Origin of the sequence: Mesorhizobium sp. M0028 (assembly GCF_040323855.1) — a bacterium.
In the GTDB taxonomy this organism is placed as follows: Bacteria; Pseudomonadota; Alphaproteobacteria; order Rhizobiales; family Rhizobiaceae; genus Mesorhizobium.
The window spans coordinates 1-25,195 of sequence record NZ_JAMYVG010000011.1 but is presented as its reverse complement, the minus strand read 5'-3'; the positions used below and the strand labels follow the sequence as shown (position 1 = coordinate 25,195).

The following is a 25,195-nucleotide window of genomic DNA, read 5'->3' as shown; positions in this document are numbered from 1 at the left end:
CATGAACGCGGCATTCGACATCAAATCGCTGGTCCAGGAAATCGACTACGGCACACCCGCCTCCGAAGCGGAACAGCAGGTGACGCTGACCGTCGATGGCAAGCCGGTGACGGTGCCGGCGGGTACCTCGATCATGCGCGCTTCGATGGAAGCGGGCGTTGAAATCCCGAAACTCTGCGCCACCGACATGCTGGACTCGTTCGGCTCCTGCCGGGTCTGCCTCGTCGAGATCGACGGGCGCGGCGGCACGCCGGCCTCGTGCACGACGCCGGTTGGCGAAGGCATGGTCGTGCATACCCAGAGCGACCGGCTGAACGCCATTCGTCGCGGCGTGATGGAGCTCTATGTCTCTGACCATCCGGCTGCGTGGGGCGAGACGGCCGGCACCGGCGCCAGCGAGTTCGACAAGGTCGTCAGGACGGTCGGCCTGACCGAGAACCGCTATGGCGTGGACGGCCGCAACCACGTCGAGCAAGAAAACGGCGTGGCGCCCGGCCATGGCTCGCTGACCATCGACTACATCGCCCGCGATGAATCGAACCCCTATTTCACCTATGATCCGGCGCAATGCATCGTCTGCTCGCGCTGCGTGCGCGCCTGCGAAGAGGTGCAAGGCACGTTCGCGCTGACCATCGAGGGCCGCGGCTTCGAATCCAGGGTCTCGGCCGGCATGCACGAGGCGTTCGTCGATTCCGAATGCGTGTCGTGCGGGGCCTGCGTGCAGGCCTGCCCGACCGATGCGCTGAGGGAGAAAACCGTGCTTGCGAAAGGCCTGCCCGAGCGCTCGACCGTCACCACCTGCGCCTATTGCGGCGTCGGCTGCTCATTCAAGGCCGAGGTCAAGGGCGACGAGGTCATTCGCATGATGCCCTACAAGGCAGGCAAGGCCAACCACGGCCACTCCTGCGTCAAGGGCCGCTTCGCCTATGGCTATGCGACACACAAGGACCGTATCCTGAAGCCGATGATCCGCGAGCGGGTCAGCGATCCGTGGCGCGAAGTGTCGTGGGAAGAGGCGCTCACCCATACGGCGAATGAATTCCGCCGCATCCAGTACCAGTACGGCCGCACGTCGATCGGCGGCATCACCTCGTCGCGCTGCACCAACGAGGAGACCTACCTCGTCCAGAAGCTGGTCCGGCAGGGCTTCCGCAACAACAATGTCGATACCTGCGCCCGCGTCTGCCATTCGCCGACCGGCTATGGCCTGGGCCAGACCTTCGGTACCTCCGCCGGCACGCAGGATTTCGATTCGATCGAGCAGACGGACGTCATCCTGCTGATCGGCGCCAATCCGACCGATGCGCATCCGGTGTTCGCCTCGCGTATGAAAAAGCGCATGCGCCAGGGCGCCAAGCTGATCGTGCTCGATCCGCGCCGCACCGATATCGTGCGCTCGGCCCATGTCGAAGCGCAGTTCCATCTGCCGCTGAAGCCGGGCACCAACGTCGCCATGCTGACCGCACTTGCCCATGTCATCGTCACCGAAGGCCTGTTCGACGAGGCGTTCATCCGCGAGCGCTGCGACTGGGACGAGTTCCAGGACTGGGCATCGTTCGTGGCACTGCCGGAAAACAGCCCGGAGGTCGTCGGTCAGCTCGCCAATGTCGATCCCGACGACATACGCGGCGCGGCGCGGCTCTATGCGCGCGGCGGCAACGGCGCGATCTATTACGGCCTCGGCGTGACCGAGCACAGCCAGGGCTCGACCACCGTCATCGCCATTGCCAACCTCGCCATGGCGACCGGCAATATCGGCCGGCCGGGCGTCGGCGTGAATCCGCTGCGCGGCCAGAACAATGTGCAGGGCTCCTGCGACATGGGTTCGTTCCCGCACGAACTTCCCGGCTACCGCCACATTTCGGGCGACGCGGTGCGCGCCATCTATGAGAGCCTGTGGGGCGTCAAGCTCGACGACGAGCCCGGCCTGCGCATCCCCAATATGCTGGACGCGGCCGTCGACGGCTCGTTCAAGGGGCTCTATGTACAGGGCGAGGACATCCTGCAGTCGGACCCCGACACCAAGCATGTCGCCGCGGGTCTCGCCGCGATGGAATGTGTCGTCGTGCACGACCTCTTCCTCAACGAGACGGCCAACTACGCGCATGTGTTCCTGCCCGGCTCGACCTTCCTCGAGAAGGACGGCACCTTCACCAATGCCGAGCGCCGCATCAACATGGTGCGCAAGGTGATGGAGCCGAAATGCGGCTATGCCGACTGGGAGACGACGCAGGAGCTCGCCAAGGCGCTCGGCCTCGGCTGGAACTACACGCATCCCTCCGAGATCATGGACGAGATCGCCAAGACGACGCCGAGCTTCTCCGGCGTTTCCTTCGACCTTCTCGACCGGGTGGGCTCGGTGCAGTGGCCCTGCAACGAGAAGTCGCCGGAAGGCACGCCGATCATGCATATTGGCGGCTTCGTGCGCGGCAAGGGCAAGTTCATCCGCACCGAATATGTCGCGACCGACGAGAGGACCGGGCCGCGCTTCCCGCTGCTGCTGACCACCGGCCGCATCCTGTCGCAGTATAATGTCGGCGCGCAGACCAGGCGCACCGACAACGTCGTGTGGCACAGCGAGGATCGGCTGGAGATCCATCCGCATGATGCCGAAAATCGCGGCCTGCGCGATGGCGACTGGGTGCGGCTGACCAGCCGCTCGGGCGAGACGACGCTGCGCGCGCTGATCACCGACCGGGTGTCGCCGGGCGTCGTCTATACGACCTTCCACCATCCCGACACCCAGGCCAACGTCATCACCACCGACTTCTCCGACTGGGCGACCAACTGCCCGGAATACAAGGTGACCGCGGTGCAGGTGGGTGCATCCAACGGCCCGTCGGAATGGCAGCGCGACTATGACGAGCAGGCAAAGCAAAGCCGCCGCATCGCCTCGCTGCAAGCAGCGGAGTAGCGTTTTGGCGTCGTGCCGGAGCACCCCCCTCTGGCCTACCGGCCATCTCCCCCTCAAGGGAGGAGATTGGATGTCATCTCGGCTTTCGCCAATCACCAGCGTCGAAGGGTGCCTTACGTCTGAACTGCCAATCTCCCCCCTTGAGGGGGAGATGGCCGGTAGGCCAGAGGGGGGTGCCGCGTGATGCCCAAACGTCGTGCTGTCACCCAGATCAGCCGCCTCGCGCGCCGCGCCGGCGGCACCGCGGCCGCCAACCGCATGGTGCCGGAAGAGACGCCGGTAGCATTCTCCTTTGCCGGCACCACGCATGCGGTGATGATGGCAAGCCCGGCCGATTTCGAGGATTTCGCGCTCGGCTTCTCGCTGACCGAAGGCATCATTGCCTCGCCAGACGAAATCGAAGCCATCGAGGTCGAGGATCACGGCGCCGGCATCGATATCCAGATCCGGCTGAAGGACCAGGCCAACACCCGTTTCGAGGCGCGTCGCAGACGGCTCGCCGGCCCGGTCGGCTGCGGGCTGTGCGGCATCGAATCGATCGAGGAAGCGATGCGCTCGGTCGATCCGGTCGGTGCGTCGAAACTTACACTTCAGGCCGATGACATCGTCCGCTCGGTCAAGCTTTTGTCGAAGGTGCAGCCGCTGCACGCCGAGACCGGCGCGGTCCACGCCGCCGGTTTTTACCTCCCCGGCAAGGGCATCGTCATGGCGCGCGAGGATGTCGGCCGTCACAATGCGCTGGACAAGCTGGCCGGCGCGCTGGCCAAAGCCGGTATCGACGGCAGGTCGGGGGCCGTCGTCGTGACGTCGCGCGTTTCGGTCGAGATGGTGCAGAAGACCGCGGCGATCGGTGCTGCCTTCATCATCGCCGTCTCGGCGCCGACGGCACTTGCCATCCGCACCGCAGACGACGCCGGCATGACGCTGGTGGCGCTGGTGCGCGGCGATGATTTCGATATTTTCACCCATCCTGACCGCGTGGTTTCCGGAGTTGCCAAGCATGTCGCATGACGAAGGCCACCTCATGAGCACCAGCGAAAAGCTGGTTCGCATGGCCAACCAGATCGCTGCCTTTTTCCACTCCAAGCCGCGCGAGCAAGGCATTGCCGGCGTCGCCGAGCACATCAACAAGTTCTGGGAGCCGAGGATGCGCCGGCAATTGTTCGAGATGCTCGACAGCGGCGGCGAAGGCTTCAACGAGCTTGTCGTCGCGGCCGCCCCACACATCAAGCGGCCGGGCGCGCCGGAGGGCGCAGGTTTTAGCGTCGGCGGAGCGAGCACCGAGACTACGGCTGCGTCACAGAAGTAGGCGCCGCGGGCCTACATTCACACCCTCTAAGGTTTCATCTGCCGCAAGTCTCGCGGCTCTGCTATGATCCGGCGATAAGAAATCGTCGGGTCGGGCGGACAAACCTCGTGAGGCCGATCGAAACTCGCTACGCGCTCAGCGGCGACGTGCGGATCGCCTATCAGGTGGTCGGCCAGGGATCGCTCGATCTCGTCTTCGTGCCGGGTTTCATTTCCAATCTCGACCTGCACTGGGAAGACGAAGGCTACAGCCGGCTGTTGGCGTTCCTTGCGGAACACCGCAGTCATACATCGTCTCTTATGCAAGGTGGCGGCAGCCGGGGCAGCGCAAGCCTCCATGACTACGGAGAGGGAAACCCCCTACTCACTCTCACCCTCCAGCGCCGGCACCGACACCCCGGCAAGCTCCGCCGCCAGCAACCGCGCGGCACCGGCGCGCGCGATCCTCAGCATCAGCGCCTTGCGCGTCGCCGCCGCCATCCGGTGCTCGGGCGCATCGCGCAGGACCTCGGCACCATAGCCGTCGGAGAGAATGAAGCCGCACTCTTCCGGAAAGATCTCCGCGGGCACGCCGGGATGGGTGGCGAAGAAGAAGCGGTCGGAATGCAGCCGGTAGTCCGGCCATTTGCGGTCGACCCTGAAATCCTCGATCGAGGATTTGATCTCGATGATCCAGATATCGCCCTGGCGGGTCAGCGCTACGAGATCGGCGCGGCGCCCGGTGGCCAGCGACAGTTCGGGCAAGACATGCGCGCCCATCTGCTTGAGCAGCCGCTGCACGCCACGCCTGACCAGCATGGCACGCTCCGACTGGCGACCGTCGAGAAGGGGGTTGAGGGGTAGAGGTGAGATGATAGGCATGGCCGCACCATGTCAGATTTTGTTCACGGTTTGAACCCGGTTTTTGGGGCGATTATCCGGTTGACAAACCCAACCAGAACGGGACACCGCCGGTGCAGAACCCTGAAGCGCAAGCGGCCCACCGTGGGTGTTTTCCTACGGGTATTTACTGCCTGCAAGCTGTCTGGCACGACCCTCGGCAGTGGTTGCCTTGCGGGTTAGTGGGCCGCACATTACCCTTTCTCCACCTGGTGTGTTTATATAATAAGCACGCACACAGTATTTATTTGGAGTGTCCGGAAGACAAAGTTCACGCTTGTGGCCTGACCCCGGCTCAACATAGATTCTACAGGTTTTTTTACTCGTGTCATAAGGAACGTTCGCCTGGCTAGTGCATGCCGATGCACTGACGGCAATGGCTATAACGATGGCTATGCGGATCATGTTTTCCCCCAACACAACCGCATTTGAATCATGTTTTGTCGCCGCTGCCAAGGCGGGTTGCCAACCAGATAATCGCCTTTGTGCTGGGGCCAGTGCTGGTCTAGGAGCTCTTGTCTGTCGGATTAAGCCACTCACGCGCCTTCCGGTTTTTCAAATCAAATCGGTATAAGGAACAGGCGAGCACCGCTGGAAGACCAATGCCTCCGACAATAACCAGCGCGATAGGGCCAAACCAGCGGTAGGCTAGAACCCCAACCAAACTGAGGATCATGGCTCCAATGAAACTACTAATAGGCGCGGGCGTCACGGCTGATTTGTAGCGGAGCTTTGGTCAGCGGTCATCCGGGTTTGTCAAATATATAGCCGCCTTCTGGGCGGCGATTATCTGGTTGACAACCCCCTCTAACTAACCGGCATCATGCCCTCCAGAGCAATGATCCTCGTCTTTGCACAGCGTTCGCGGATGGCTTTGAGGCGGCCGTATTCCGGAGAGTCGTACCATGCGAGGAGCGAGGCCATGTCGGGAAATTCGACGATGACAAGGCGATGAGGCTCCCAATCGCCTTCCAGCACTTTGGTGGCTCCGCCACGAGCGATGTACCTTCCCCCGTAGCGGGCTTCGGTTGCAGGCACGTCCCGGCGGTATTCCTCGAAAACGGCGGCGTCGGTTATGTCGACATCGGCAATAAGATAGGCTGCCATTGACCTTACTCCCCTTAGGAAAGGCATTGAAGCAGGTCCATTAGCGGTCCCGCAACTAAGCCAGCGGTACTACGCCTCGGAAACGACTCGCGTTCTCCCGGATTGGGGCGCTTTACTACATTCGTGGGGGTAGCTCTGGGAGGAGACGAACCATGCCGATGTATCTCACGCGATTCAGCTACAGGCCCGAAACGTGGGCGCGCTTGATGGACAACCCCGAGGACAGACGCGAGGCTGCCCGCTCCTACATCGAGTCGGTGGGCGGAAAGCTGCACGGGTTCTGGTATGCCTTCGGAGAACACGACGGCTGGAATCTGTGGGAGGCGCCGGACAACGTCTCCATGGCATCGGTCATGCTTGCCATTGGTGCGGGAGGCGCGCTCAGCTCCTACGAGACCACCGTGCTGCTAAGTGTCGAAGAGACGATGGAAGCGCTTGGCAGGGCGAAGTCGATCCGGTATCGCCCACCGGGATCGTGACGGCCGCCCGTGCTTTGCGGAGTGTCGAAGGCTAGGTAACGCTTGCTATCGAACGGCGCACGCTCCTAAACTTTTGCGCAAAAGAGTCCGCTGCACCCTCTTGGCAGCGCCGGCAGCTTGCGCTTTCAATGTCGGCCACGGGATTTTTACGAGGAGCATTAGATGACGGACGATGACGGACGCAAATCGGCGACACCGGAGGAAATCCGCACGGCCGTTAGAGGATGGGCGGTGCTTGGGGCAATCATCGTTGCCGTGTTTGGTGCCGCCTACGTCATGATCGATAGTTGAATGGCCGACGATCCTGGTCGCCCCGATGGACTGCCTGAAAAGATCGGCACGGTCCTTGGTGCAGTGGTGGTGATCGGCACGTTCGGGCTTCTGGCTTGGACGGTGCTTCGCGGCGTTCTTTATTGAACCGGCCTATTGAACCAGGCTTGTCAGGATTATCTCCTGCAGCGGCCGCGTCTCAGGCGAGATCAGGCCGATCTCCTCGTAGTAACGGATGGCCTTGGCTGGCCGGCCAGAGCGCCAGCCAGCGTCACCGACATTCATGGTGATTCCCCGTCTCGGGGTTCTTGTTCTTGGCCCATTGATTTTGCAGCATAATCCTGCGGGGGCTGTTGCCGAAATGCCATAGTCGCAGGTTTACCAGCACGCAAGCCCAAGGATATAGGCATCGCCCGCTTGGCAAGCAAAGCAAATGCCAGCATGAATGAAGATGAAAAAAGCGGCCGACTCGAGCCGCTGTTGTTTGGGCAGGCATCGGACCTTTTCATGCGCATGAAGTCACTTGCAATCGTCGCGGCCCTGGCGCTGTCGACGGCTGTCGCCGGTTGCAGCACCATCGGCTCTCAGATCTTCACCAACAACTATGGCGCGGTGACCGATGCCGGCTATCATCTGCCGCGCATCCCGATCGAAAAGGTGCCGTTCAAATACCGCCGGCAGATCGTCGACTACGACACCAGGGAAAAGCCGGGCACCATCATCGTCGATACGCAGAACAAGTTCCTCTATTTCGTCATGGGCGACGGCGAAGCGATGCGCTACGGCATCGGCGTCGGCCGTGAAGGTTTCGAATGGCACGGCACCGCCCGTATCGCACTAAAGCGCGAATGGCCGACCTGGACGCCGCCTTCGCAGATGATCAGGCGACAGCCGGAGCTGGCCAAGTTTGCCGGCGGCATGGAGCCGGGGTTGAAGAACCCGCTCGGCGCGCGCGCCATGTACCTGTTCAACAAGGGCGGCGACATGGGCTACCGCCTGCATGGCAGCCCGGAATGGAATTCGATCGGCAAGGCGATGTCGTCGGGCTGCATCCGGCTGATGAACCAGGACATTATCGACCTCTACGACCGCACCTCGGTCGGCGCCAAGGTCATTGTGCTGTAAGACCATGATCCCGAAAAGCGGGACCCGGTTTTCGGACAAGATCATGGTCAAACAAGAAGAGCTTTATACGCGGACCGTCTAGGCAACACACAGACGTCGCAAACAGAAAACCGGGCACTTTGGCCCGGTTTTTTGTTGTCTATCGACGTTGACGATGGAACGGCGCGTCAGGAGACCTGTTCGACGTGCTGCACTTCCGGCACAAAGTGCCGGAGCAGGTTCTGGATGCCGTGCTTCAGCGTCGCCGTCGAGGACGGGCAACCGGCGCAGGCGCCCTTCATGTGCAGGAATACGGTGCCGTTCTCGAAGCCGCGGAAGGTAATGTCGCCGCCATCCTGGGCCACCGCCGGGCGCACCCGCGTGTCGAGCAGCTCCTTGATGGTGACGACCAGCTCCTCGTCGGCCTTGTCGTAGAATTCGCCGGTCTGGCTGGTCTCGGCGGCGGGGCCGGCCTTGGCCATCACCGGGGCGCCGGACATGAAATGCTCCATGATGGCGCCGAGGATAGCCGGCTTCAGATGCTGCCAGTCGGGACCGTCCTTGGTCACGGTGATGAAATCATAGCCGAAGAAGACGCCGGTGACGCCGGGGATCTCGAACAGACGGCCGGCCAGCGGCGAAGCCGTCGCGGCGCTGTCGGCATCACGGAAATCGGCGGTGCCTTCTTGCAGCACTTCCTTGCCGGGCAGGAATTTCAGCGTCGCCGGGTTTGGCGTCGACTCGGTCTGGATGAACATGGCCATCTCCGTGCCCGTTTCGGGCAGCTAGTTTGGAATAATTCTAATTAGGCTTTATCCGCCCGACATTCAAGCGAAAGGCATCGCGGGGAACGGCTGGCTGGTGGAATGTTTTGCTAGCTCGCTGAAACAATTGGAGATGTGTTGAGATTCAGGTCAGGCCGAGCCGAAAATGATGGTTTCCGAGAACCGGAGCGGAGCGTACTTTTGGTACGTGAGCACCGGAAGCGCAGGAAGCCGCCATTTGTAGGCCGGCCTCACCTGAATATCGGCACATCTCAGGCGAGGCTGTCGATCTCCTCGTCCGACAGGTTCTGCGGCACCACAGTCACTGGAATCGGAAAGGCGGCGCCCTTGCCGGCAACCGCGCCGACCAGCGGCCCAGGCCCTTCCTTGCCAGCGCCTGCCGCCAGCACCAGGATGGCGATGTCCTGGTCTTCCTCGATCAGCTTGTGGATCTCTTCGGTCGGCTTGCCTTCGCGCACCACCAGTTCCGGCTCGATGCCGAGCTTCTGGCGCACCTTGTTGGCGTAGCTGTCGAGCGCGGCGCGCGCCGTGGCGGTCGCCTCCTCGCGCATGATCTTCTCGACGCCCAGCCAGTGCTGGAAATCATCCGGCTCGATGACATAGAGCAGCACCAGCACGCCGCCCGTGCTTTGCGCCCGCTTCGAGGCGTAGGCGACGGCGCGCTCGCATTCCGGCGTGTCGTCGATGATCGCCAGGAACTTGCGGCGATGACCGGCTTCGCGGCTGAGGCGTTTGGAGACCATATTCACCCTGCTCGATGGTTTTCGGCCGCAATCTGCCACCGCCACAGCCCGCCCGCAAGCGACCGGCGGCTGTGGCGATGTTGGTGCAGCTTAAAGCGCGTCGCGTTCGACCGGCCTCATGCGACGCGCTTCAGGTTCTTGTTTTATGCATGTCGTTATCGCAAAACCGCTGCACACTTTTGCGCGACATAAATTAGCCTTGCAGCAGGCCGATAATGTCGCGCACGGTCTTCATCGTCGCTTCGGCCAATGTGCCGGCACGCTCGCCGCCATCCCGCAGCACCGCGTCGACATAGGCGCGGTCGCCGGAGATGCGGCGCATCTCGCCGGCGATCGGCGCCAGCTTTTCCACCGCGAGATCGGCCAGCGCCGGCTTGAACACCGAAAACTGCTGGCCGCCGAATTCCTTCAGCACCGCCTCTTTCGATATTTCGGCGAGGCCGGCATAGATGCCGACGAGGTTTTCCGCTTCCGGCCGGCCGGCAAGCCCGTCCAGTTCGCCGGGCAAAGCCTCCGGGTCCGTCTTGGCCTTGCGGATCTTCTTCGAGATGGCGTCGGCATCGTCGGTCAGGTTGATGCGCGACAGGTCCGACGGGTCGGACTTCGACATCTTTTTCGAACCGTCGCGCAGCGACATGATGCGCGCCGCCGGGCCGCCGATGACCGGCTCGGTCAGCGGAAAATAGCCGTTCACCGTCTCTTCGCCCACCTGCATCTCGACGCCGACACCAAGCGCCGCGATACGGTCCGAAAAATCGTTGTTGAATTTCTGCGCAATGTCGCGGGTCAGCTCCAGATGCTGCTTCTGGTCGTCGCCGACCGGCACATGGGTGGCGCGGTAGACGAGGATATCGGCGGCCATCAGGGAGGGGTAGGCGAGCAGGCCGAGCGAGGCGTTCTCGCGGTCCTTGCCGGCCTTGTCCTTGAACTGCGTCATCCTGTTCATCCAGCCAATGCGCGCCACGCAGTTGAAGATCCAGGCAAGCTCGGCGTGCTGCATCACCCGCGACTGGTTGAAGACGATGTGCTTGGTCGGATCGATGCCGGAGGCGAGAAACGCCGCGGTGATCGAACGCGTCTGGTCCTGAAGATCCTCATAGACGAGCTGCGCGGTCAGCGAATGCAGGTCGACGACGCAGTAGATGCAGTCGGAGGTGTCCTGCAGGGCGACGAATTTCTTGATGGCGCCGAGATAATTGCCGAGATGCAGATTGCCGGTTGGCTGGACGCCGGAAAAGACGAGTGGCTTGAAGGCGGGCTGGTTGAGGCCGGTCATGGTGTATCCCTGGCTTGTGGAGGGCCGTTTCGCGCGCGGCGAAAGTCTTGCGACGGCGCGCTTATGGACGAGAGCGAGGAGACGATCAAGAGGGGTGTTGGCTAGGCCGCGCGGGGCTTTGACCGTGGCCGAGCAAGACGCCACAGAAGGCTGTTTGAAGGGGATGGCGCCGACCAGAATCAAAAACCCGCCTTGCGGCGGGGTCGTCGGTGCGAATCAGCACCATACGCAAATTAGTAGCATAGCTGCAGGCACAAAGCAAGAACAAAATTGGACCTGACGAATTTTCCGCCTCACGAATCCGGAGATTGCTCCTTGACCGGCTGGGAGCCTTTACGCCCGATATTGCGGCGGATCATGCCGAAATCCGCACCCCCGGTGGCAAACGCAGTGACGAAGTAAAGCAGCGCCCCGCCGGCGACGAGCGCAAGCAGCGTTACCGCCTTGATCACCAGCGGCGAGCCCGAGCCGAGACTTGCGGCGAACCAGTGCTCGGCAAAATAGAGCGCCGCCGCCATCACCGCCGCCGACAGCACCAGCCGCGGGATGCGTTTCATGAGCGGCAAGTCGCGGCCCCAGTGGCCGCGCCGGATCAGCACGGCCAGCAGCATCGCCGCATTGACCCAGCCGGCGACGGCGGAGGCAACGGCAATGCCGGGCGCGCCCATCGTCGGAAACAGCGTCAGTGCCGTCGTAATGTTAACCGCCACCGAGATGGCGGCGAAAATCATCGGCGTGCGCGTGTCCTCGCGGGCGAAATAGCCTGGGGTGAAGGCCTTGATCAGCACGAAGGCCGGCAGACCGAGGCCGAAGATCGCCAGGATTGCCGCGACCGTCGGCGTCGAATTGTTGGCGGCGAAGGCGCCGCGCTCATAGACCAGCCGCACGATCGGCTCGGACATGACCAGCAGGGCGGCCGCCGCCGGCAAGGTCATGAACAGGGTGAACTCGACCGAGCGGTTCTGCAGATTGGCCGCCTCGACCAGATTGCCTGACTTCAGCGCCCGCGACAGTTCCGGCAAAAGCACGATGGCGACGGCGACGCCGACAACGCCCAGCGGCAGCTGGTAAACGCGGTCGGCATAGGCCAGCGACGACACCGCGCTGTCCTGCGCCGACGCGATCGCCGTGCCAATCAGCTGGTTGATCTGGGTGATGCCGCCGGTGATCGCCGCCGGCAGTGCCAGGATCAGCAGCCGCTTGACGCTGGGCGTCATCTTCGGCCGGCGGAAGCCGATCGAAATGCCGGCATGGCGCACCGCCGCCCAGACGATCGCCAGCTGCACCAAGCCGGCCGCCAGTACGCCCCAGGCCAGCCCGAAACCGACGGTGCGGGCGTCCGAACCCTTGTACCAGGCATAGGCAAGCACGGCGATGAGGATGATGTTGAGGAACACCGGCGCCACCGCGGCGGCGAAATAGCGGCGCAGCGAATTCAGCATGCCGGCCATCATGGCGCCGAGCGACATGCAGATCAGGTAAGGGAACATGACGGTCGCCAGTGCCACCGTCATCTCGAATTTTCCGGGCGTGTCGGCAAAGCCCGGCGCCACCAGGTAGCGCACGATCAGCGGCATCGCCAGTTCCATGGCGATGGTCAGCGCCAGAAGCGCGGTGAACAAGACGCCGAACACCTCTTCGGAAAAACGCTTGGCGCCGTCGGTGCCGTGCGTCTCGATCTCTTTGGCGAACAGCGGCACGAAGGCGGCGTTGAAGGCGCCTTCGGCGAACAGCCGGCGAAAGGTGTTGGGAAACTGGAAGGCGGCGTTGAAGGCGTCGGCGATCGGCCCGGTGCCGAGTGCGGCAGCCATCAGCATCTCGCGGCCAAAGCCGAGGGCGCGGCTCATCAGCGTGCCGGAAGCGACCGTGGCGAATTTCTTGACAAGGCTCATGCGCTTGAAGACTGCCTGTGGGATTGGGGCAAATGGAAGGTAACAGTCACTCGGCGGCCGTTTTGGTCTTGCCGCGCTCGGACGCCGTGCCCTCGAGCACCGCGATCAGCCTGTTGCGGATGGTCGCCGTACGCGACGGGCTGTCGATCTTCTGGCCGGTGAGATCGGTGACGTAGAACGTGTCGATGACCTTTTCGCCGAAGGTGGTGATGTGGGCCGAGGCTATGTCGAGCGACAGGTCCGACAACATGCCGGTGATCTCCGACAGAAGGCCCGGCCTGTCCAGTCCTTCGACCTCGATCACCGAGAACCGGTTCGACAGGGTGTTGCGGATCTCGGCGCGTGGCGGGATGCGGAAGACCTTGGCGCCGCGCCGTGGCTTGGTGCGCTTCTCGATCATTTCGGGCAGCCAGCTCTTGCCCGACAGCACGTCCTCGATCAGCCGGCCGACGCGCTCGGCACGGCGACGCTCGTCCTCGTCGCGGTCGAACTCCCTCGAGATCAGGATGGTGTCGAGCGCGCGGCCGTCCGAAGTGGTGAATATCTGCGCGTCGACGATGTTGCCGCCGGCCGCAGCACAGGCGCCGGCAATCACCGAGAGCAGGCGCGGATGGTCCTGCGCCAGCACCGTGATCTCGGTCACCGCCTCGAACTGGTGGGTCTTGACCATGGTGGCGAGCTTCTTGCCGGCGTGATCGGCCTCGCGGATGAATTCGGCATGGCGCAGCTGGTCGGGAAGATCGACCGCCAGCAGATAGTTCTCGTAGTGCTGGCCGACATAACGCTTGCGGGCCTTTTCCGGCCAGTCGGCAAGTGCCTCGGCCAGTTGTTCGCGCGCCGCCGCAGTCCGCTTGGCGCGCGACACCTCCGAAAACCCGCCGGTCAACAAAAGCTCGGTCTCGTAGTAGAGCGTACGCAGCAGCTGGCCTTTCCAACCGTTCCAGACCCCCGGCCCGACGCCACGGATATCGCAGACGGTAAGCACCAAAAGCATCTTCAGCCGTTCGACCGACTGCACGATGGCGGCAAAATCCTCGATCGTCTTGCGGTCGTTGAGATCGCGGGTCTGCGCCGTCATCGACATGACGAGGTGGTTCTCGACCAGCCAGGCGACCGTTTCGGTGTCGGCCGGCGAGAGCCCCATATGCGGGCAGATGCGCCGCGCGATTCTGGCGCCGGCTTGCGAATGGTCCTCAGGCCTGCCCTTGGCGATGTCGTGCAGCAGCACGGCGACATAGAGCGCCTCGCGGCTCTTCTTCAGCCCCGGCATCAGCGCGTGGGAAAGCGGATGCACCTTTTCGCCGTCGCCGCGCTCGATCTCGGCCAGCACGCCGATGCAGCGGATCAAATGCTCGTCCACGGTGTAGTGGTGATACATCGAGAACTGCATCATGGCGACGATCTTGCCGAAGTCCGGGATCAGCTTGGCAAGCAGTCCGGCCTCGTTCATTCGCCGCAGATTGAGCTCGGCGTTGCGGTCCGAGGTCAAGATGTCGAGGAACAGCCGGTTGGCCTCCTCGTCGCGCCTGAGCGCCTTGCCGACGAGGCCGAGAGAGCGGGTCAAAAGCTTCAGCGCATCGGGGTGGAATTCCAGGCCGTGCTTGTCGGCAAACCAGAACAGCCTGAGCAGGTTGACCGGATCGCGCTCGAACACCTCGTCGTCGGCAATGTTGATGCGGTGGTTGTCGACGATGAAATCGGCCGTGCCGGCGAGCTTGCGCTTGCGCCGCGAGAAGGTGAGGAAGATGCGGTTGAAGCCCGGCACATGCTTGGCCTGCTCCTCCTCGAGCGCGGCGCAGAAAATGCGGGTCAGGTCGCCGACATCCTTGGCGACGAGGAAGTAGTGCTTCATGAAGCGCTCGACCGCCGACAGGCCGGGATGGGTGGTGTAGCCGAGCCGCTCAGCGATGTCGCGCTGGATGTCGAAATGCAGCCGCTCCTCCGCCTTGCCGGTGAGGAAATGCATGTGGCAGCGCACCGCCCACAGGAAGTCCTCGGCCTTCTGGAATTCCCTGTATTCGGCGTCGGTAAAGACGCCCTTGTCGACCAGTTCCTCGCCGGTGCGCACCCGGTAGAAATATTTGGCGATCCAGAACAGCGTCTGCAGGTCGCGCAGGCCGCCCTTGCCGTCCTTGACGTTAGGTTCGACCAGGTAACGGCTCTCGCCGGCCTTGGCGTGACGCTCGTCGCGTTCGGCAAGCTTGGCCTGGACATATTCGGGGCCGGTGGTGCGCACCACCTCGTGGTCGAAGCGCTGCAGAAGCTCGTCATAGAGCTTTTGCTCGCCCCACAGGAACCGCGCCTCCAGGATCGAGGTGCGGATGGTGATGTCGGTGCGCGACAGCCTGAGGCACTCGTCGATGTTGCGCGTCGCGTGGCCGACCTTCAGCCCGAGGTCCCACAGCATGTAGAGCATATATTCGACGATCTGCTCGCCCCATGGCGTCTGCTTGTAGGGCAGCAGGAACAGCAGGTCGATGTCGGAGCCCGGCGCCAGCGTGCCGCGGCCATAGCCGCCGACGGCAACGACCGCCATGCGCTCGGCCGACGATGGGTTTTTCACGCGGTAGACATGGGTGGCAGCGAAATCGTAGAGCGCACGGATGATCTCATCCATCAGATGCGACAGCCGGGCGGCGCAGGCGGTGCCGCTGCCGTCGTCCATCAGCATGCGTTCGGCGACAGTGCGCCCGTCGGCGAGCCGGCTTTTGAGCAGCTTGAGGACGCCGCCGCGCGCGGCCTTGCCCGAACCGTCGCCTGCCGTGGCCGCGGTCAGTTCGGTCATCTCGCGGCGCAAGGCTTCGCCGTCGATCAGTTCCTCGAGCTTCAGGGATATTCTTGCCATAAATGCCGTTCGGCCTCGCCGTTTCGGCGGCGTCTATAGCGCGTTTTCGCGGCGCTGGGTATGGGGCGGACGGACGCGTTCTCCGCGGCCGCCGACGGGACGATCGTCTCGTGCCCGCAGCCGGTTCGGTTTGGGCCTGGCCGCGAAAAATCGAAAATCGGCCCCTTGACCTTCCAGTTACTGGAAGCACTACCTCCGCTGCAACATCGAAATACAGGGGCTTTCGGCATGACGCATTCCGACCACGATCATCACAGCCATGGCAGCTGCTGCTCGGCAAAGAGCGCCTCGCCTGCCGCGGACGCCGTCGTCCGGGATCCGGTCTGCGGCATGACCGTCGATCCGGCCGCCGGCAAGCCGACCGCCGGGCATGACGGCCATCGCTATCATTTCTGCAGCGAAAGCTGCCGTTCGAAATTCGTCGCCGAACCTGAAAAATATCTGACCGCAACCGATCCCGTCTGCGGCATGAGCGTCGATCGCGCCACGGCCAAGCACTTTTTGCGCCACGAGGGCCAAGGCTTCTATTTCTGCTCCGCCGGCTGCAAGGCGAAGTTCGAGGCCGAGCCGGCAAAATATCTCGGCGACAAGCCGGCGCCGCAGGCGATGCCCAAGGGCACGCAATACACCTGCCCGATGCATCCCGAAATCATCCGCGACAAGCCCGGCTCCTGCCCGATCTGCGGCATGGCGCTGGAGCCGATGGGCGTGCCGACCGGCGACGAGGGGCCTAACCCCGAACTGGTCGATTTCACCAGGCGCTTCTGGGTGAGCGCGGTGCTGTCCGTGCCGTTGCTGGTCATCGCCATGGCACCGATGCTCGGCCTGACATTCCAGGCCTTCATCGACGACCGCGCGAAGGTCTGGCTGGAGCTGGCGCTGGCGAGCCCCGTGGTGCTGTGGGCGGCATTCCCGTTCTTCCACCGCGGCTGGGATTCGATCCTCAATCGCAGCCCCAATATGTGGACGCTGATTTCGCTCGGCGTCGGTGCCGCCTATCTCTACAGTGTCGTCGCCACACTGTTTCCAGGCCTCTTTCCGCACCAGTTCCGCGGCCATGACGGCACCGTGCCGGTCTATTTCGAGGCGGCGGCGGTAATCGTCGCGCTGGTGTTCCTCGGCCAGGTGCTGGAATTGCGTGCCCGCGAGAAAACCGGCTCGGCGATCCGTGCGCTGCTCGACCTGGCGCCGAAGACGGCGCGGCTGATCGGCGCGGACGGTTCCGAAAACGACGTGCCGCTCGATATTGTCAAGGCCGGCGACCGCCTGCGCATCCGCCCAGGTGACGCTGTACCGGTCGACGGCATTGTGCTTGAAGGGCGCTCTTCCGTCGACGAATCGATGATCACGGGCGAGCCGCTGCCGGTCGAAAAGACCGAAGGCGACAACCTCACCGGCGGCACGCTCAACAAGAATGGCTCACTGATCATGCGCGCCGAAAAGATCGGCGCCGAGACGACACTGGCGCGCATCGTCGAACTGGTCGCCAAGGCGCAGCGGTCGCGCGCGCCGATCCAGGGGTTGGCCGACCGCGTCTCGTTCTACTTCGTCCCGGCCGTTGTTCTCGTTGCGATCATTGCGTTTGTAGCCTGGGCGATCGTCGGACCGGAACCCAGCCTGGTGTTTGCCATCGTCTCGGCGGTCTCGGTTCTGATCATCGCCTGTCCGTGTGCACTCGGCCTTGCGACGCCAATGTCGATCATGACCGCCACCGGGCGCGGCGCGCATGCCGGCGTGCTGATCAAGGAAGCGGCGGCGCTCGAGCGCTTTGCCTCGGTCGATACGCTGATCGTCGACAAGACGGGAACGCTGACCGAAGGCCGGCCGCGACTGACCGACGTCGTTGCCGTCGAAGGCATGGCGCAAGACGAGTTGCTGGCGCTCGCCGCCGGGCTGGAAAAAGGCTCGGAGCATCCGCTGGCCGAGGCGATCGTTGACGGCGCCCGCGGACGCGGGGTGAAGGTCCCCGACGCGAGCGGTTTCGAGGCTGTCACCGGCAAGGGTGTTTCCGGCACGGTTTCGGGACAGAAGGTGGCGCTTGGCAATGCCGCGATGATGGCCGATCTCGGCATCGATACGGCTTCGGTCCTGGCCAGTGCCGAGGCGCTGCAGTCCGACGGCAAGACCGCGATGTTCGTCGCTGTCGCAAGCAAGCTCGCCGGCCTCGTCGCCGTCGCCGACCCGATCAAGGCGACCACCGCCGAGGCGATCAAGGCGCTGCATGACAGCGGGCTGAAGATCGTCATGGCGACCGGCGACAATGAGCGCACCGCCAAGGCCATCGCCGCCAAGCTCGGCATCGACGCGGTGCATGCCGGGCTTTTGCCCGAACAGAAGAACGCGCTGGTCGAGGAGTTGCGCGCCGGCGGTGCCGGCGTCGCCATGGCCGGCGATGGCGTCAACGATGCGCCGGCACTTGCCGCCGCCGATGTCGGCATCGCCATGGGCACCGGCGCCGATGTTGCGGTCGAAAGTGCGGGGATTACGCTGGTCAAGGGCGATCTCAACGGTATCGTCAGGGCCAGGACGCTGGCCCGCGCGACGATCCGCAACATCCGCCAGAACCTGTTTTTCGCTTTTCTCTACAATGTGCTTGGCGTGCCGGTGGCTGCCGGCGTGCTTTATCCGCTCACCGGCACGCTGTTGTCGCCGATGATTGCGGCGGCGGCGATGAGCCTGTCTTCGGTTTCGGTCATCGCCAACGCATTGCGGCTCAGGACATTGAAACTCTGAGTAAAACTTCCAGATACACCCTGTTCAAAAAAGGAGACGATGAATGACCTTGGCCAAGAAGATCGTGCTGCTGATGATGGCGGCGGGAATGCTGCTTGCTGTTTTCCTCGAAAGCGTTCCTGCACAAGCCGAGGAGATGAAGCACGACATGGGCGCCATGGGCGCGCAGAGCCCCTCGACCGAGGGCTACAAGGCGGCGATGGACAAGATGCATACCGACATGATGGCGATCGAATATTCCGGCAATGCCGATGTCGATTTCGCCCGCGGCATGATCCCGCATCACCAGGCTGCCATCGACATGGCCAAGGTCGAGCTCGCCAATGGCAAGGATCCGGAAATCCGCAAGCTGGCCGAAGCGGTGATCGCCGCGCAGCAAGCCGAGATCAAGCAGATGCAGGACTGGCTCGCCGCCCATCCGGTGAAGTAGGCGTCACGCTGTCGGGGAATCCAGGCGAGAGGCTTCACCTGGATTTCTGCTTCACCTGGATTTCCCTTGGCGGCTATGGTGCTATCCGGGCCTCGGACTGGAGCATGCCATGCCATCGACGATACGAACGACCACCCTGCCCTGCGGCGAAGCCGTGCCGGTGCTCGGCCAGGGCACCTGGAAGATGGGCGAAGACGGCCGCCGCCGTACCGACGAGGCCAATGCCCTGAAGCTCGGGCTGGATCTCGGCATGACGCTGATCGACACCGCCGAAATGTATGCCAGCGGCGGTGCCGAGGAGGTGGTGGCGGAGGCCATCGCTGGTCGCCGCGACGAGGTTTTCCTGGTCTCCAAGGTGCTGCCGTCCAATGCCTCGCGCGCCGGCGTGAAACGGGCCTGCGAGAACAGCCTGAGGCATCTCGCCACCGACCGCATCGATCTTTATCTGCTGCATTGGCCGGGCAGCGTGCCCTTGACGGAAACGGTCGAGGCATTCGAAGCGTTGAAGGCAGCCGGCAAGATCCGCCATTGGGGCGTCAGCAATTTCGATACCGGCGAGATGGAAGAGCTGGTCCGATTGCCGGCCGGCGGCAACGTCCAGACCAATCAGGTGCTCTACAATCTGTCGCAGCGCGGCGTCGAGTTCGACCTCGCCCCGTGGAGCCGGCAACGCGGTATGCCGCTGATGGCCTATTCGCCGGTCGATCAGGGGGTATTGGCGCGCAATGCCAGGTTAGATGCCATCGCCGCTCGCCACGGTGCGACGCCGGCGCAGATCGCGCTTGCCTGGGTGATGGCGCAGGACGGGGTGATCGCCATTCCCAAAGCTAGCCGCCCGGAGCATGTCCGGCAGAATGTCGCGGCGTTGGACATCGAGCTCACGAGCGAAGATTTCGCCGAAATTGACCGCGCCTTCCCACCGCCGAGGCGGAAGTCGGGCCTGGCGATGATTTGAGGGGGTGGGGCGGAAGGCAAGCCAAAGCAGCGTTCCGTCACACCCCCCTCTGTCCTGCCGGACATCTCCCCCACTGAGGGGGAGATTGGATCTCGCATCGGCTTTCGCCAACTTCGAACGTCGAAGGAAAAAGCGCTGTCAGCGAAACTGCCAATCTCCCCCCTTGAGGGGGAGATGTCCGGCAGGACAGAGGGGGGCGCCGTAGAGCGCTATCGGACGAGCACTACTTCCCCACAAGCCCCTTCAGCCGGTACAGCGCTTCCAGCGCCTCGCGTGGCGTCATCTCGTCGGGATTGATCTCCGCTAGCGCTTCACCCAGCCCATCACTCCTGGCCGGCTTCGACGCTTCCCGCTTCGCCGCCACGGAAAACAGCGGCAGGTCGTCGACCAGACGGTTGGCCTTGCCCGAGACCTCGCCGGCTTCAAGCTGGTGCAGCACTTCTTTGGCCCGGCCGACGACGGCTTCCGGCAAGCCGGCAAGCCGCGCTACCTGGACGCCGTAGGAACGGTCGGCGGCACCCTTGCCGACCTCGTGCAGGAAGACCACGTCGCCCTCCCATTCCTTGACCCGCATGGTGACGTTGGAGAGCCGCGGCAGTTTTCCGGCGAGCGCCGTCATCTCGTGGAAATGCGTGGCGAAGATCGCCCGGCAGCGGTTCTTCTCGTGCAAATATTCGACCGCCGCCCAGGCGATCGAGAGGCCGTCGAAAGTGGCGGTGCCGCGGCCGATCTCGTCGAGGATGACCAGTGCGCGTTCGCCGGCCTGGTTGAGGATCGCCGCTGTCTCGACCATCTCGACCATGAAGGTCGAGCGGCCGCGCGCCAGATCGTCGGAGGCGCCGACCCGCGAAAACAGCCGGTCGACGACGCCGATATGGGCTGATGCCGCCGGCACGAAGGAGCCGGTCTGGGCAAGGATGGCGATCAGCGCGTTTTGCCTGAGAAAGGTCGACTTGCCGCCCATATTGGGGCCGGTCAGCAGCCAGATCGCGCCGGCCTTGGCATCGCCTTGCGGCGACAGATCGCAATCATTGGCGACGAACGGGCCTTCGCCGGAACGCCGCAGTGCCTGTTCGACCACCGGATGGCGTCCGCCCGAAATCTCGAAGGCAAGGCTCGCATCGACCAGCGGCCGGCACCAGGCCTCGCTTTCGGAAAGCAAGGCAAGGGCTGCCGAAACGTCGAGCGCGGCGAGCGCTTCGGCGCCGGCGCGGATCCTGTCGGCCTGGCCGACGACTTCCGCCGTCAGCGCCTCGAAAGCGGCAAGCTCGATCGCCAGCGCCCGGTCGGCGGCATTGGCGATCTTCGATTCCAGCTCGGCGAGTTCCGTGGTGGTGAAGCGCATGGCGTTGGCCATGGTCTGGCGGTGGATGAAGCGCGCCTTGGCGCCGTCGCTGCCGGTCATCAGCGCATGGTGGTTGGCGGTGACTTCGATGTAGTATCCCAGCACATTGTTGTGCCTGATCTTCAGCGAGCGGATGCCGGTCTCGTCGATCAGCGAGCGCTCCAGCCCGGCGATCACTTTTCGCGACTCGTCGCGCAGTGCCCGCATCTCATCGAGTTCGGCGTGGTAACCGGAACGGACGAAGCCGCCGTCGCGCTTGAGCAGCGGCAGCTCGTCGCTGAGCGCCTGTGCCAGATGCGTCGCCAGCGCGCCGGGCAGTGCCTTGATGGCCGCTAGCGCCGCCGCCAGTTCGGCGGGCAAGGCGGTTTGCCCGAACAGTCCGGCGATGGCGCCGGCCGCTTCGAAACCGGCGCGCAGCGCGCCGAGATCGCGCGGACCCCCGCGGTTGAGCGCCAGCCTGGACAGCGCGCGCGGCATGTCGGCGACGCTCTTCAGGCTGGCCCGCACCGCCTGGCAGAGGCGCGTCTCGGAGCGGAAGAACGACACCGAATCCAGCCTTGCAGCGATTGCCGCCGGGTCGGTCAGCGGCGCCATCAGCCGGTCAGCGAGCAGCCTTGCGCCGCCACCGGTCACCGTGCGGTCGATCGCCTTGAACAGCGACCCCTCGCGGCTGCCGGACAGCGTGCGCAGCAGCTCCAGATTGGCGCGCGTCGCCGGGTCGATGAACAGTGTCGATCCCTGCTCCTCGCGCTCCGGCCGCGACAGCGGCGGCCGCTCCGCTTTCTGCGTCTTCTCGACATACGCGATGACGCCTGAGATCGCCGACAGCTCGGCGCGCGAAAACGAGCCGAAACTGTCAGGCGTCGCCACCTCGAAGAAGCGGGCGATGCGGCCGGCGGCCGAAGCCGAATCGAACAGCGACGGCGGCTGCGGGCTGGCGACGCGGCCGAGCACGTCGAACACCGGTTTCAGCTCCGGGTCGTAAAACACCGGTTCGGCGACGATCAGCTCGCGCGGATCGACACGGAAGACGTCGGCGAGCAGCCGGTCGGCGGTGGTTTCAGCGACGCGGAAGACACCGGTCGAGATCTCGATCCAGGCCAACGCGAAGGAATGCTCGGCGCCGCCCTTGACCCGTCCCAGCGCCATCAGAAAACTCGATTCCGACGGCGCCAGCAGTTTGTCCTCGGTGATGGTGCCTGGCGTCACCAGCCGCACAACATCGCGGCGCACCACCGATTTGCCGCCGCGCTTCCTGGCCTCGGCTGGATCCTCGATCTGCTCGCAGACGGCGACGCGGAACCCCTGGCCGATCAGCTTCTGCAAATAATCGTCGGCGGCGTGCACCGGCACGCCGCACATCGGGATGTCGAGCCCCTGGTGCTTGCCGCGCTTGGTCAGCACGATGCCGAGCGCCCGGCTTGCCTTCTCGGCATCGTCGAAGAACAGCTCGTAGAAATCGCCCATGCGGTAGAACAGCAGCGAATCCGGGTTCGCCGCCTTGATCTCGATGTACTGCTCCATCATCGGCGTCGCCGGCGCGAAGGCCGGCGTGGCGTTGTCGCTTCGAATGGGCGTCTCGTCGTTCAAAAAGCTGCTTCCAAAATTTTCCAAGCCATGCTTGGCGGTTTACAGCGGCGAAGTGTAGCCTTAATCCCGAACCTTCCACAAAAGAAAGCATGCGCACCCATCTCAAGCGGTGCCGTACGGGCGAGGAAACCAAGAGTACCATGGCCAAGAAAACCGAAAGCAACGGGCCCTCAGTCAGCGCCCAGGAGGCGCTGGAATTCCACGCCATGGGCCGTCCGGGCAAGCTGGAGATCGTCGCCACAAAACCGATGGCGACGCAGCGCGATCTCAGCCTCGCCTATTCGCCGGGCGTCGCGGTGCCGGTTCTCGCCATCGCCGAGGACCCGAGCCGCGCCTTCGACTACACGGTTCGCGGCAACATGGTCGCCGTCATCTCCAACGGCACCGCTATCCTCGGCCTCGGCAATCTCGGCGCGCTGGCCTCGAAGCCGGTGATGGAAGGCAAGGCGGTGCTGTTCAAGCGCTTCGCCGATGTCGATTCCATCGACCTCGAGGTCGACACCGAGGATGCCGACGAATTCATCAACTGCGTGCGCTTTCTCGGCCCCTCCTTCGGCGGCATCAACCTCGAGGACATCAAGGCACCGGAATGCTTCATCATCGAGCAGCGGCTGCGCGAATTGATGGACATACCGGTGTTCCATGACGACCAGCACGGCACCGCCATCATCTCGGCCGCCGGGCTGATTAACGCGCTGGAAATCACCGGCCGCGACATGAAGACCACGAAAATGGTCTGCAACGGCGCCGGTGCTGCCGGCATCGCCTGCATCGAATTGATGAAGGCGATGGGCTTTGCGCCTGAGAATATCATCCTTTGCGACACCAAAGGCGTCGTCTTCCAGGGCCGCACCGAAGGCATGAACCAGTGGAAATCGGCGCATGCCGTCAAAACCGGCGCGCGCTCGCTGGCCGAGGCGCTGGACGGCGCCGACGTGTTCCTCGGCCTCTCGGCCAAGGGCACGCTGACCACCAGGATGGTGCAGTCGATGGCCAAGAACCCGATCATCTTCGCCATGGCCAATCCCGACCCCGAGATCACACCGGAGGAGGTCGCCGAGATCCGCACCGACGCCATCATGGCGACCGGACGGTCCGACTATCCCAACCAGGTCAACAACGTGCTTGGCTTCCCCTACATTTTCCGCGGCGCGCTCGATGTGCGGGCGACCACCATCAACGACGACATGAAGATCGCCGCCGCCCGGGCGCTGGCGGAGCTGGCGCGCCAGGACGTGCCCGACGACGTCGCCGCCGCCTATCAGGGCAACCGGCCGAAATTCGGCCCCAACTACATCATCCCGGTGCCGTTCGACCCGCGGCTGATCTCGGCGATCCCGATCGCGGTCGCCAAGGCGGCGATGGACTCCGGCGTCGCGCGCAAGCCGATCCTCGATCTCGACCGCTACGCGCAGGAGCTTTCCGCCCGCCGCGACCCGATCGCCTCGACGCTGCAGCGCATCTACGACCGCGTGCGCCGCCAGCCCAAGCGCATCGTCTTTGCCGAGGGCGAGGAGGAGCAGGTGATGCGCGCCGCCGTCTCCTATGTGAACCAGCGGCTCGGCACCGCCATCCTGCTCGGCCGCGACGACATCATCAAGGAAAACGCCCGGAATGCCGGCATCGACCTCGGCAAGCAAGGCATCGAGATCATCAATGCGCGGCTGTCGCGGCGCAACTCCGTCTACACCGATTATCTCTACGAGCGCATGCAGCGCAAAGGCTTCCTGTTCCGCGACTGCCAGCGGCTGATCAACAACGACCGCAACCATTTCGCCGCCTGCATGGTGGCGCTGGGCGATGCCGACGGCATCGTCACCGGCGTTACCCGCAACTATTCGACGGCGCTCGACGACATCCGCCGCGTCATCGACGCAAGGCCCGGCCATTGCGTCATCGGCGTGTCGATCGTGCTGGCGCGGGGTCGCACCGTGCTTGTCGCCGACACCGCCGTGCACGACATGCCGAACGCTGAACAGATCGCCGACATCGCCGAGGAGGCCGCCGGCTTCGCCCGCCGCATGGGCTACGAGCCGAGGCTCGCCATGCTCGCCTATTCGACCTTCGGCCATCCGCAAGGCGAGCGCTCCGAGCGCGTCCAGGAAGCGGTGCGCATCCTCGACAAGCGGCGCGTCGATTTCGAGTATGACGGCGAAATGGCCGCCGACGTGGCGCTCAACGCCCGTGCCATGGCGCAATATCCGTTCATCCGCCTCACCGGTCCGGCCAATGTGCTGATCATGCCGGCTTTCCACTCGGCCTCGATCTCGACCAAGATGCTGCAGGAACTCGGCGGCTCGACCGTCATCGGCCCGCTGCTGGTCGGCCTGAACAAGCCGGTTCAGATCGTCTCGCTGAATGCCAAGGATTCGGACATCGTCAATATGGCGGCGATCGCGGCGTATAGCGCTGGGGCTTGAGGGGCACGTAGCGGCAGCGCCCTTTCCTTCTCCCCTTGTGGACCTGTTGCGCAGTCATGAGCAAAAGCTTGCGGCGGCGGGGTTGCGGCGGTTGTTCGCTTGTTTGCGGGGGATTTGACG

General features: G+C 63.9%; 20 protein-coding genes and 1 pseudogene. 11 read left to right on the top strand and 10 right to left on the bottom strand.

Annotated elements, in window-relative coordinates; translation table 11 throughout:
• Window position 1 precedes the first annotated feature (1 nt).
• The 3 genes from fdhF to NKJ93_RS20280 all read left to right on the top strand — a co-directional run bounded on the left by fdhF (window position 2) and on the right by NKJ93_RS20280 (window position 4,223).
• Window positions 2-2,914 (top strand): formate dehydrogenase subunit alpha, encoded by a 2,913-nt coding sequence (gene fdhF, locus NKJ93_RS20290; RefSeq protein ID WP_352483303.1) that lies wholly within the window; start codon window positions 2-4, stop codon window positions 2,912-2,914.
• A 183-nt stretch (window positions 2,915-3,097) separates the two neighbouring features.
• A complete protein-coding gene (fdhD, locus tag NKJ93_RS20285; protein ID WP_023717901.1) occupies window positions 3,098-3,925 on the top strand; it encodes a formate dehydrogenase accessory sulfurtransferase FdhD in 828 nt (275 codons plus the stop codon).
• The gene (locus NKJ93_RS20280; RefSeq protein ID WP_352483304.1) at window positions 3,915-4,223 is read left to right on the top strand and encodes a formate dehydrogenase subunit delta; all 309 of its coding nucleotides are present in this window, start codon (window positions 3,915-3,917) and stop codon (window positions 4,221-4,223) included. Before fdhD ends, NKJ93_RS20280 begins: the two co-directional genes overlap by 11 nt.
• Before the next feature lie 26 nt (window positions 4,224-4,249).
• Here the strand turns inward: NKJ93_RS20280 and NKJ93_RS20275 are convergent, their stop codons facing one another.
• The 3 genes from NKJ93_RS20275 to NKJ93_RS20265 all read right to left on the bottom strand — a co-directional run bounded on the left by NKJ93_RS20275 (window position 4,250) and on the right by NKJ93_RS20265 (window position 6,208).
• Window positions 4,250-4,510, bottom strand: a complete 261-nt coding sequence (locus NKJ93_RS20275) for a hypothetical protein (RefSeq protein WP_198030469.1) — start codon at window positions 4,508-4,510, stop codon at window positions 4,250-4,252.
• Window positions 4,511-4,582: 72 nt separating this feature from the next.
• The gene (locus NKJ93_RS20270; protein WP_352493730.1) at window positions 4,583-5,083 is read right to left on the bottom strand and encodes an MmcB family DNA repair protein; all 501 of its coding nucleotides are present in this window, start codon (window positions 5,081-5,083) and stop codon (window positions 4,583-4,585) included.
• Window positions 5,084-5,908: 825 nt separating this feature from the next.
• Window positions 5,909-6,208: a DUF1330 domain-containing protein gene (locus NKJ93_RS20265; protein WP_023717905.1), complete on the bottom strand. Its 300-nt coding sequence runs from the start codon at window positions 6,206-6,208 to the stop codon at window positions 5,909-5,911.
• Between the two features lie 152 nt (window positions 6,209-6,360).
• Between NKJ93_RS20265 and NKJ93_RS20260 the strand changes: the two genes are divergently transcribed.
• The 3 genes from NKJ93_RS20260 (at window position 6,361) to NKJ93_RS20250 (ending at window position 7,104) form a co-directional block, all read left to right on the top strand.
• The gene (locus tag NKJ93_RS20260; protein WP_352483306.1) at window positions 6,361-6,687 is read left to right on the top strand and encodes a GYD domain-containing protein; all 327 of its coding nucleotides are present in this window, start codon (window positions 6,361-6,363) and stop codon (window positions 6,685-6,687) included.
• Window positions 6,688-6,849: 162 nt separating this feature from the next.
• Complete coding sequence (locus NKJ93_RS20255; RefSeq protein WP_352590769.1) at window positions 6,850-6,978, top strand: hypothetical protein; 129 nt, start codon at window positions 6,850-6,852, stop codon at window positions 6,976-6,978.
• Complete coding sequence (locus tag NKJ93_RS20250; RefSeq protein WP_352483308.1) at window positions 6,979-7,104, top strand: hypothetical protein; 126 nt, start codon at window positions 6,979-6,981, stop codon at window positions 7,102-7,104.
• A gap of 54 nt (window positions 7,105-7,158) precedes the next feature.
• Here the strand turns inward: NKJ93_RS20250 and NKJ93_RS20245 are convergent.
• A pseudogene (locus NKJ93_RS20245) lies at window positions 7,159-7,242 on the bottom strand (Cu(I)-responsive transcriptional regulator); the annotation flags it as partial.
• 222 nt (window positions 7,243-7,464) lie between these two features.
• On the opposite strand from NKJ93_RS20245, the gene NKJ93_RS20240 reads away from it, so the two are divergent.
• Entirely contained in the window at window positions 7,465-8,082 is a 618-nt protein-coding gene (locus NKJ93_RS20240) for a L,D-transpeptidase (protein WP_023717909.1), read from the top strand.
• A 167-nt stretch (window positions 8,083-8,249) separates the two neighbouring features.
• Here NKJ93_RS20240 and NKJ93_RS20235 read toward each other — a convergent pair whose 3' ends face one another.
• From NKJ93_RS20235 to NKJ93_RS20215, 5 genes are all read right to left on the bottom strand, one after another.
• Window positions 8,250-8,819: a NifU family protein gene (locus tag NKJ93_RS20235; protein ID WP_023676386.1), complete on the bottom strand. Its 570-nt coding sequence runs from the start codon at window positions 8,817-8,819 to the stop codon at window positions 8,250-8,252.
• A 278-nt stretch (window positions 8,820-9,097) separates the two neighbouring features.
• On the bottom strand, window positions 9,098-9,589 hold the full coding sequence (locus NKJ93_RS20230; protein ID WP_023717912.1) for a universal stress protein: 492 nt from the start codon (window positions 9,587-9,589) through the stop codon (window positions 9,098-9,100).
• 193 nt (window positions 9,590-9,782) lie between these two features.
• Window positions 9,783-10,865 (bottom strand): tryptophan--tRNA ligase, encoded by a 1,083-nt coding sequence (gene trpS, locus NKJ93_RS20225; RefSeq protein ID WP_352493729.1) that lies wholly within the window; start codon window positions 10,863-10,865, stop codon window positions 9,783-9,785.
• 293 nt (window positions 10,866-11,158) lie between these two features.
• The gene (gene murJ / locus NKJ93_RS20220) at window positions 11,159-12,757 is read right to left on the bottom strand and encodes a murein biosynthesis integral membrane protein MurJ (RefSeq protein WP_352493727.1); all 1,599 of its coding nucleotides are present in this window, start codon (window positions 12,755-12,757) and stop codon (window positions 11,159-11,161) included.
• 46 nt (window positions 12,758-12,803) lie between these two features.
• Window positions 12,804-15,602 carry a [protein-PII] uridylyltransferase gene (locus NKJ93_RS20215; RefSeq protein WP_352483311.1) on the bottom strand — a complete coding sequence of 933 codons (2,799 nt, stop codon included), beginning with the start codon at window positions 15,600-15,602 and terminating at the stop codon, window positions 12,804-12,806.
• 228 nt (window positions 15,603-15,830) lie between these two features.
• Here NKJ93_RS20215 and NKJ93_RS20210 point away from each other — a divergent pair, with 228 nt between their 5' ends.
• The 3 genes from NKJ93_RS20210 to NKJ93_RS20200 all read left to right on the top strand — a co-directional run bounded on the left by NKJ93_RS20210 (window position 15,831) and on the right by NKJ93_RS20200 (window position 19,720).
• Window positions 15,831-18,335, top strand: a complete 2,505-nt coding sequence (locus NKJ93_RS20210; protein ID WP_352590767.1) for a heavy metal translocating P-type ATPase — start codon at window positions 15,831-15,833, stop codon at window positions 18,333-18,335.
• A 43-nt stretch (window positions 18,336-18,378) separates the two neighbouring features.
• A complete protein-coding gene (gene copM / locus NKJ93_RS20205) occupies window positions 18,379-18,765 on the top strand; it encodes a CopM family metallochaperone (RefSeq protein ID WP_023676379.1) in 387 nt (128 codons plus the stop codon).
• A 109-nt stretch (window positions 18,766-18,874) separates the two neighbouring features.
• Entirely contained in the window at window positions 18,875-19,720 is an 846-nt protein-coding gene (locus tag NKJ93_RS20200) for an aldo/keto reductase (protein ID WP_352483314.1), read from the top strand.
• A 223-nt stretch (window positions 19,721-19,943) separates the two neighbouring features.
• Here NKJ93_RS20200 and mutS read toward each other — a convergent pair whose 3' ends face one another.
• On the bottom strand, window positions 19,944-22,592 hold the full coding sequence (mutS, locus tag NKJ93_RS20195; RefSeq protein WP_352548835.1) for a DNA mismatch repair protein MutS: 2,649 nt from the start codon (window positions 22,590-22,592) through the stop codon (window positions 19,944-19,946).
• A 203-nt stretch (window positions 22,593-22,795) separates the two neighbouring features.
• On the opposite strand from mutS, the gene NKJ93_RS20190 reads away from it, so the two are divergent.
• Window positions 22,796-25,075 (top strand): NADP-dependent malic enzyme, encoded by a 2,280-nt coding sequence (locus NKJ93_RS20190; protein WP_023717919.1) that lies wholly within the window; start codon window positions 22,796-22,798, stop codon window positions 25,073-25,075.
• Window positions 25,076-25,195: the final 120 nt, after the last annotated feature.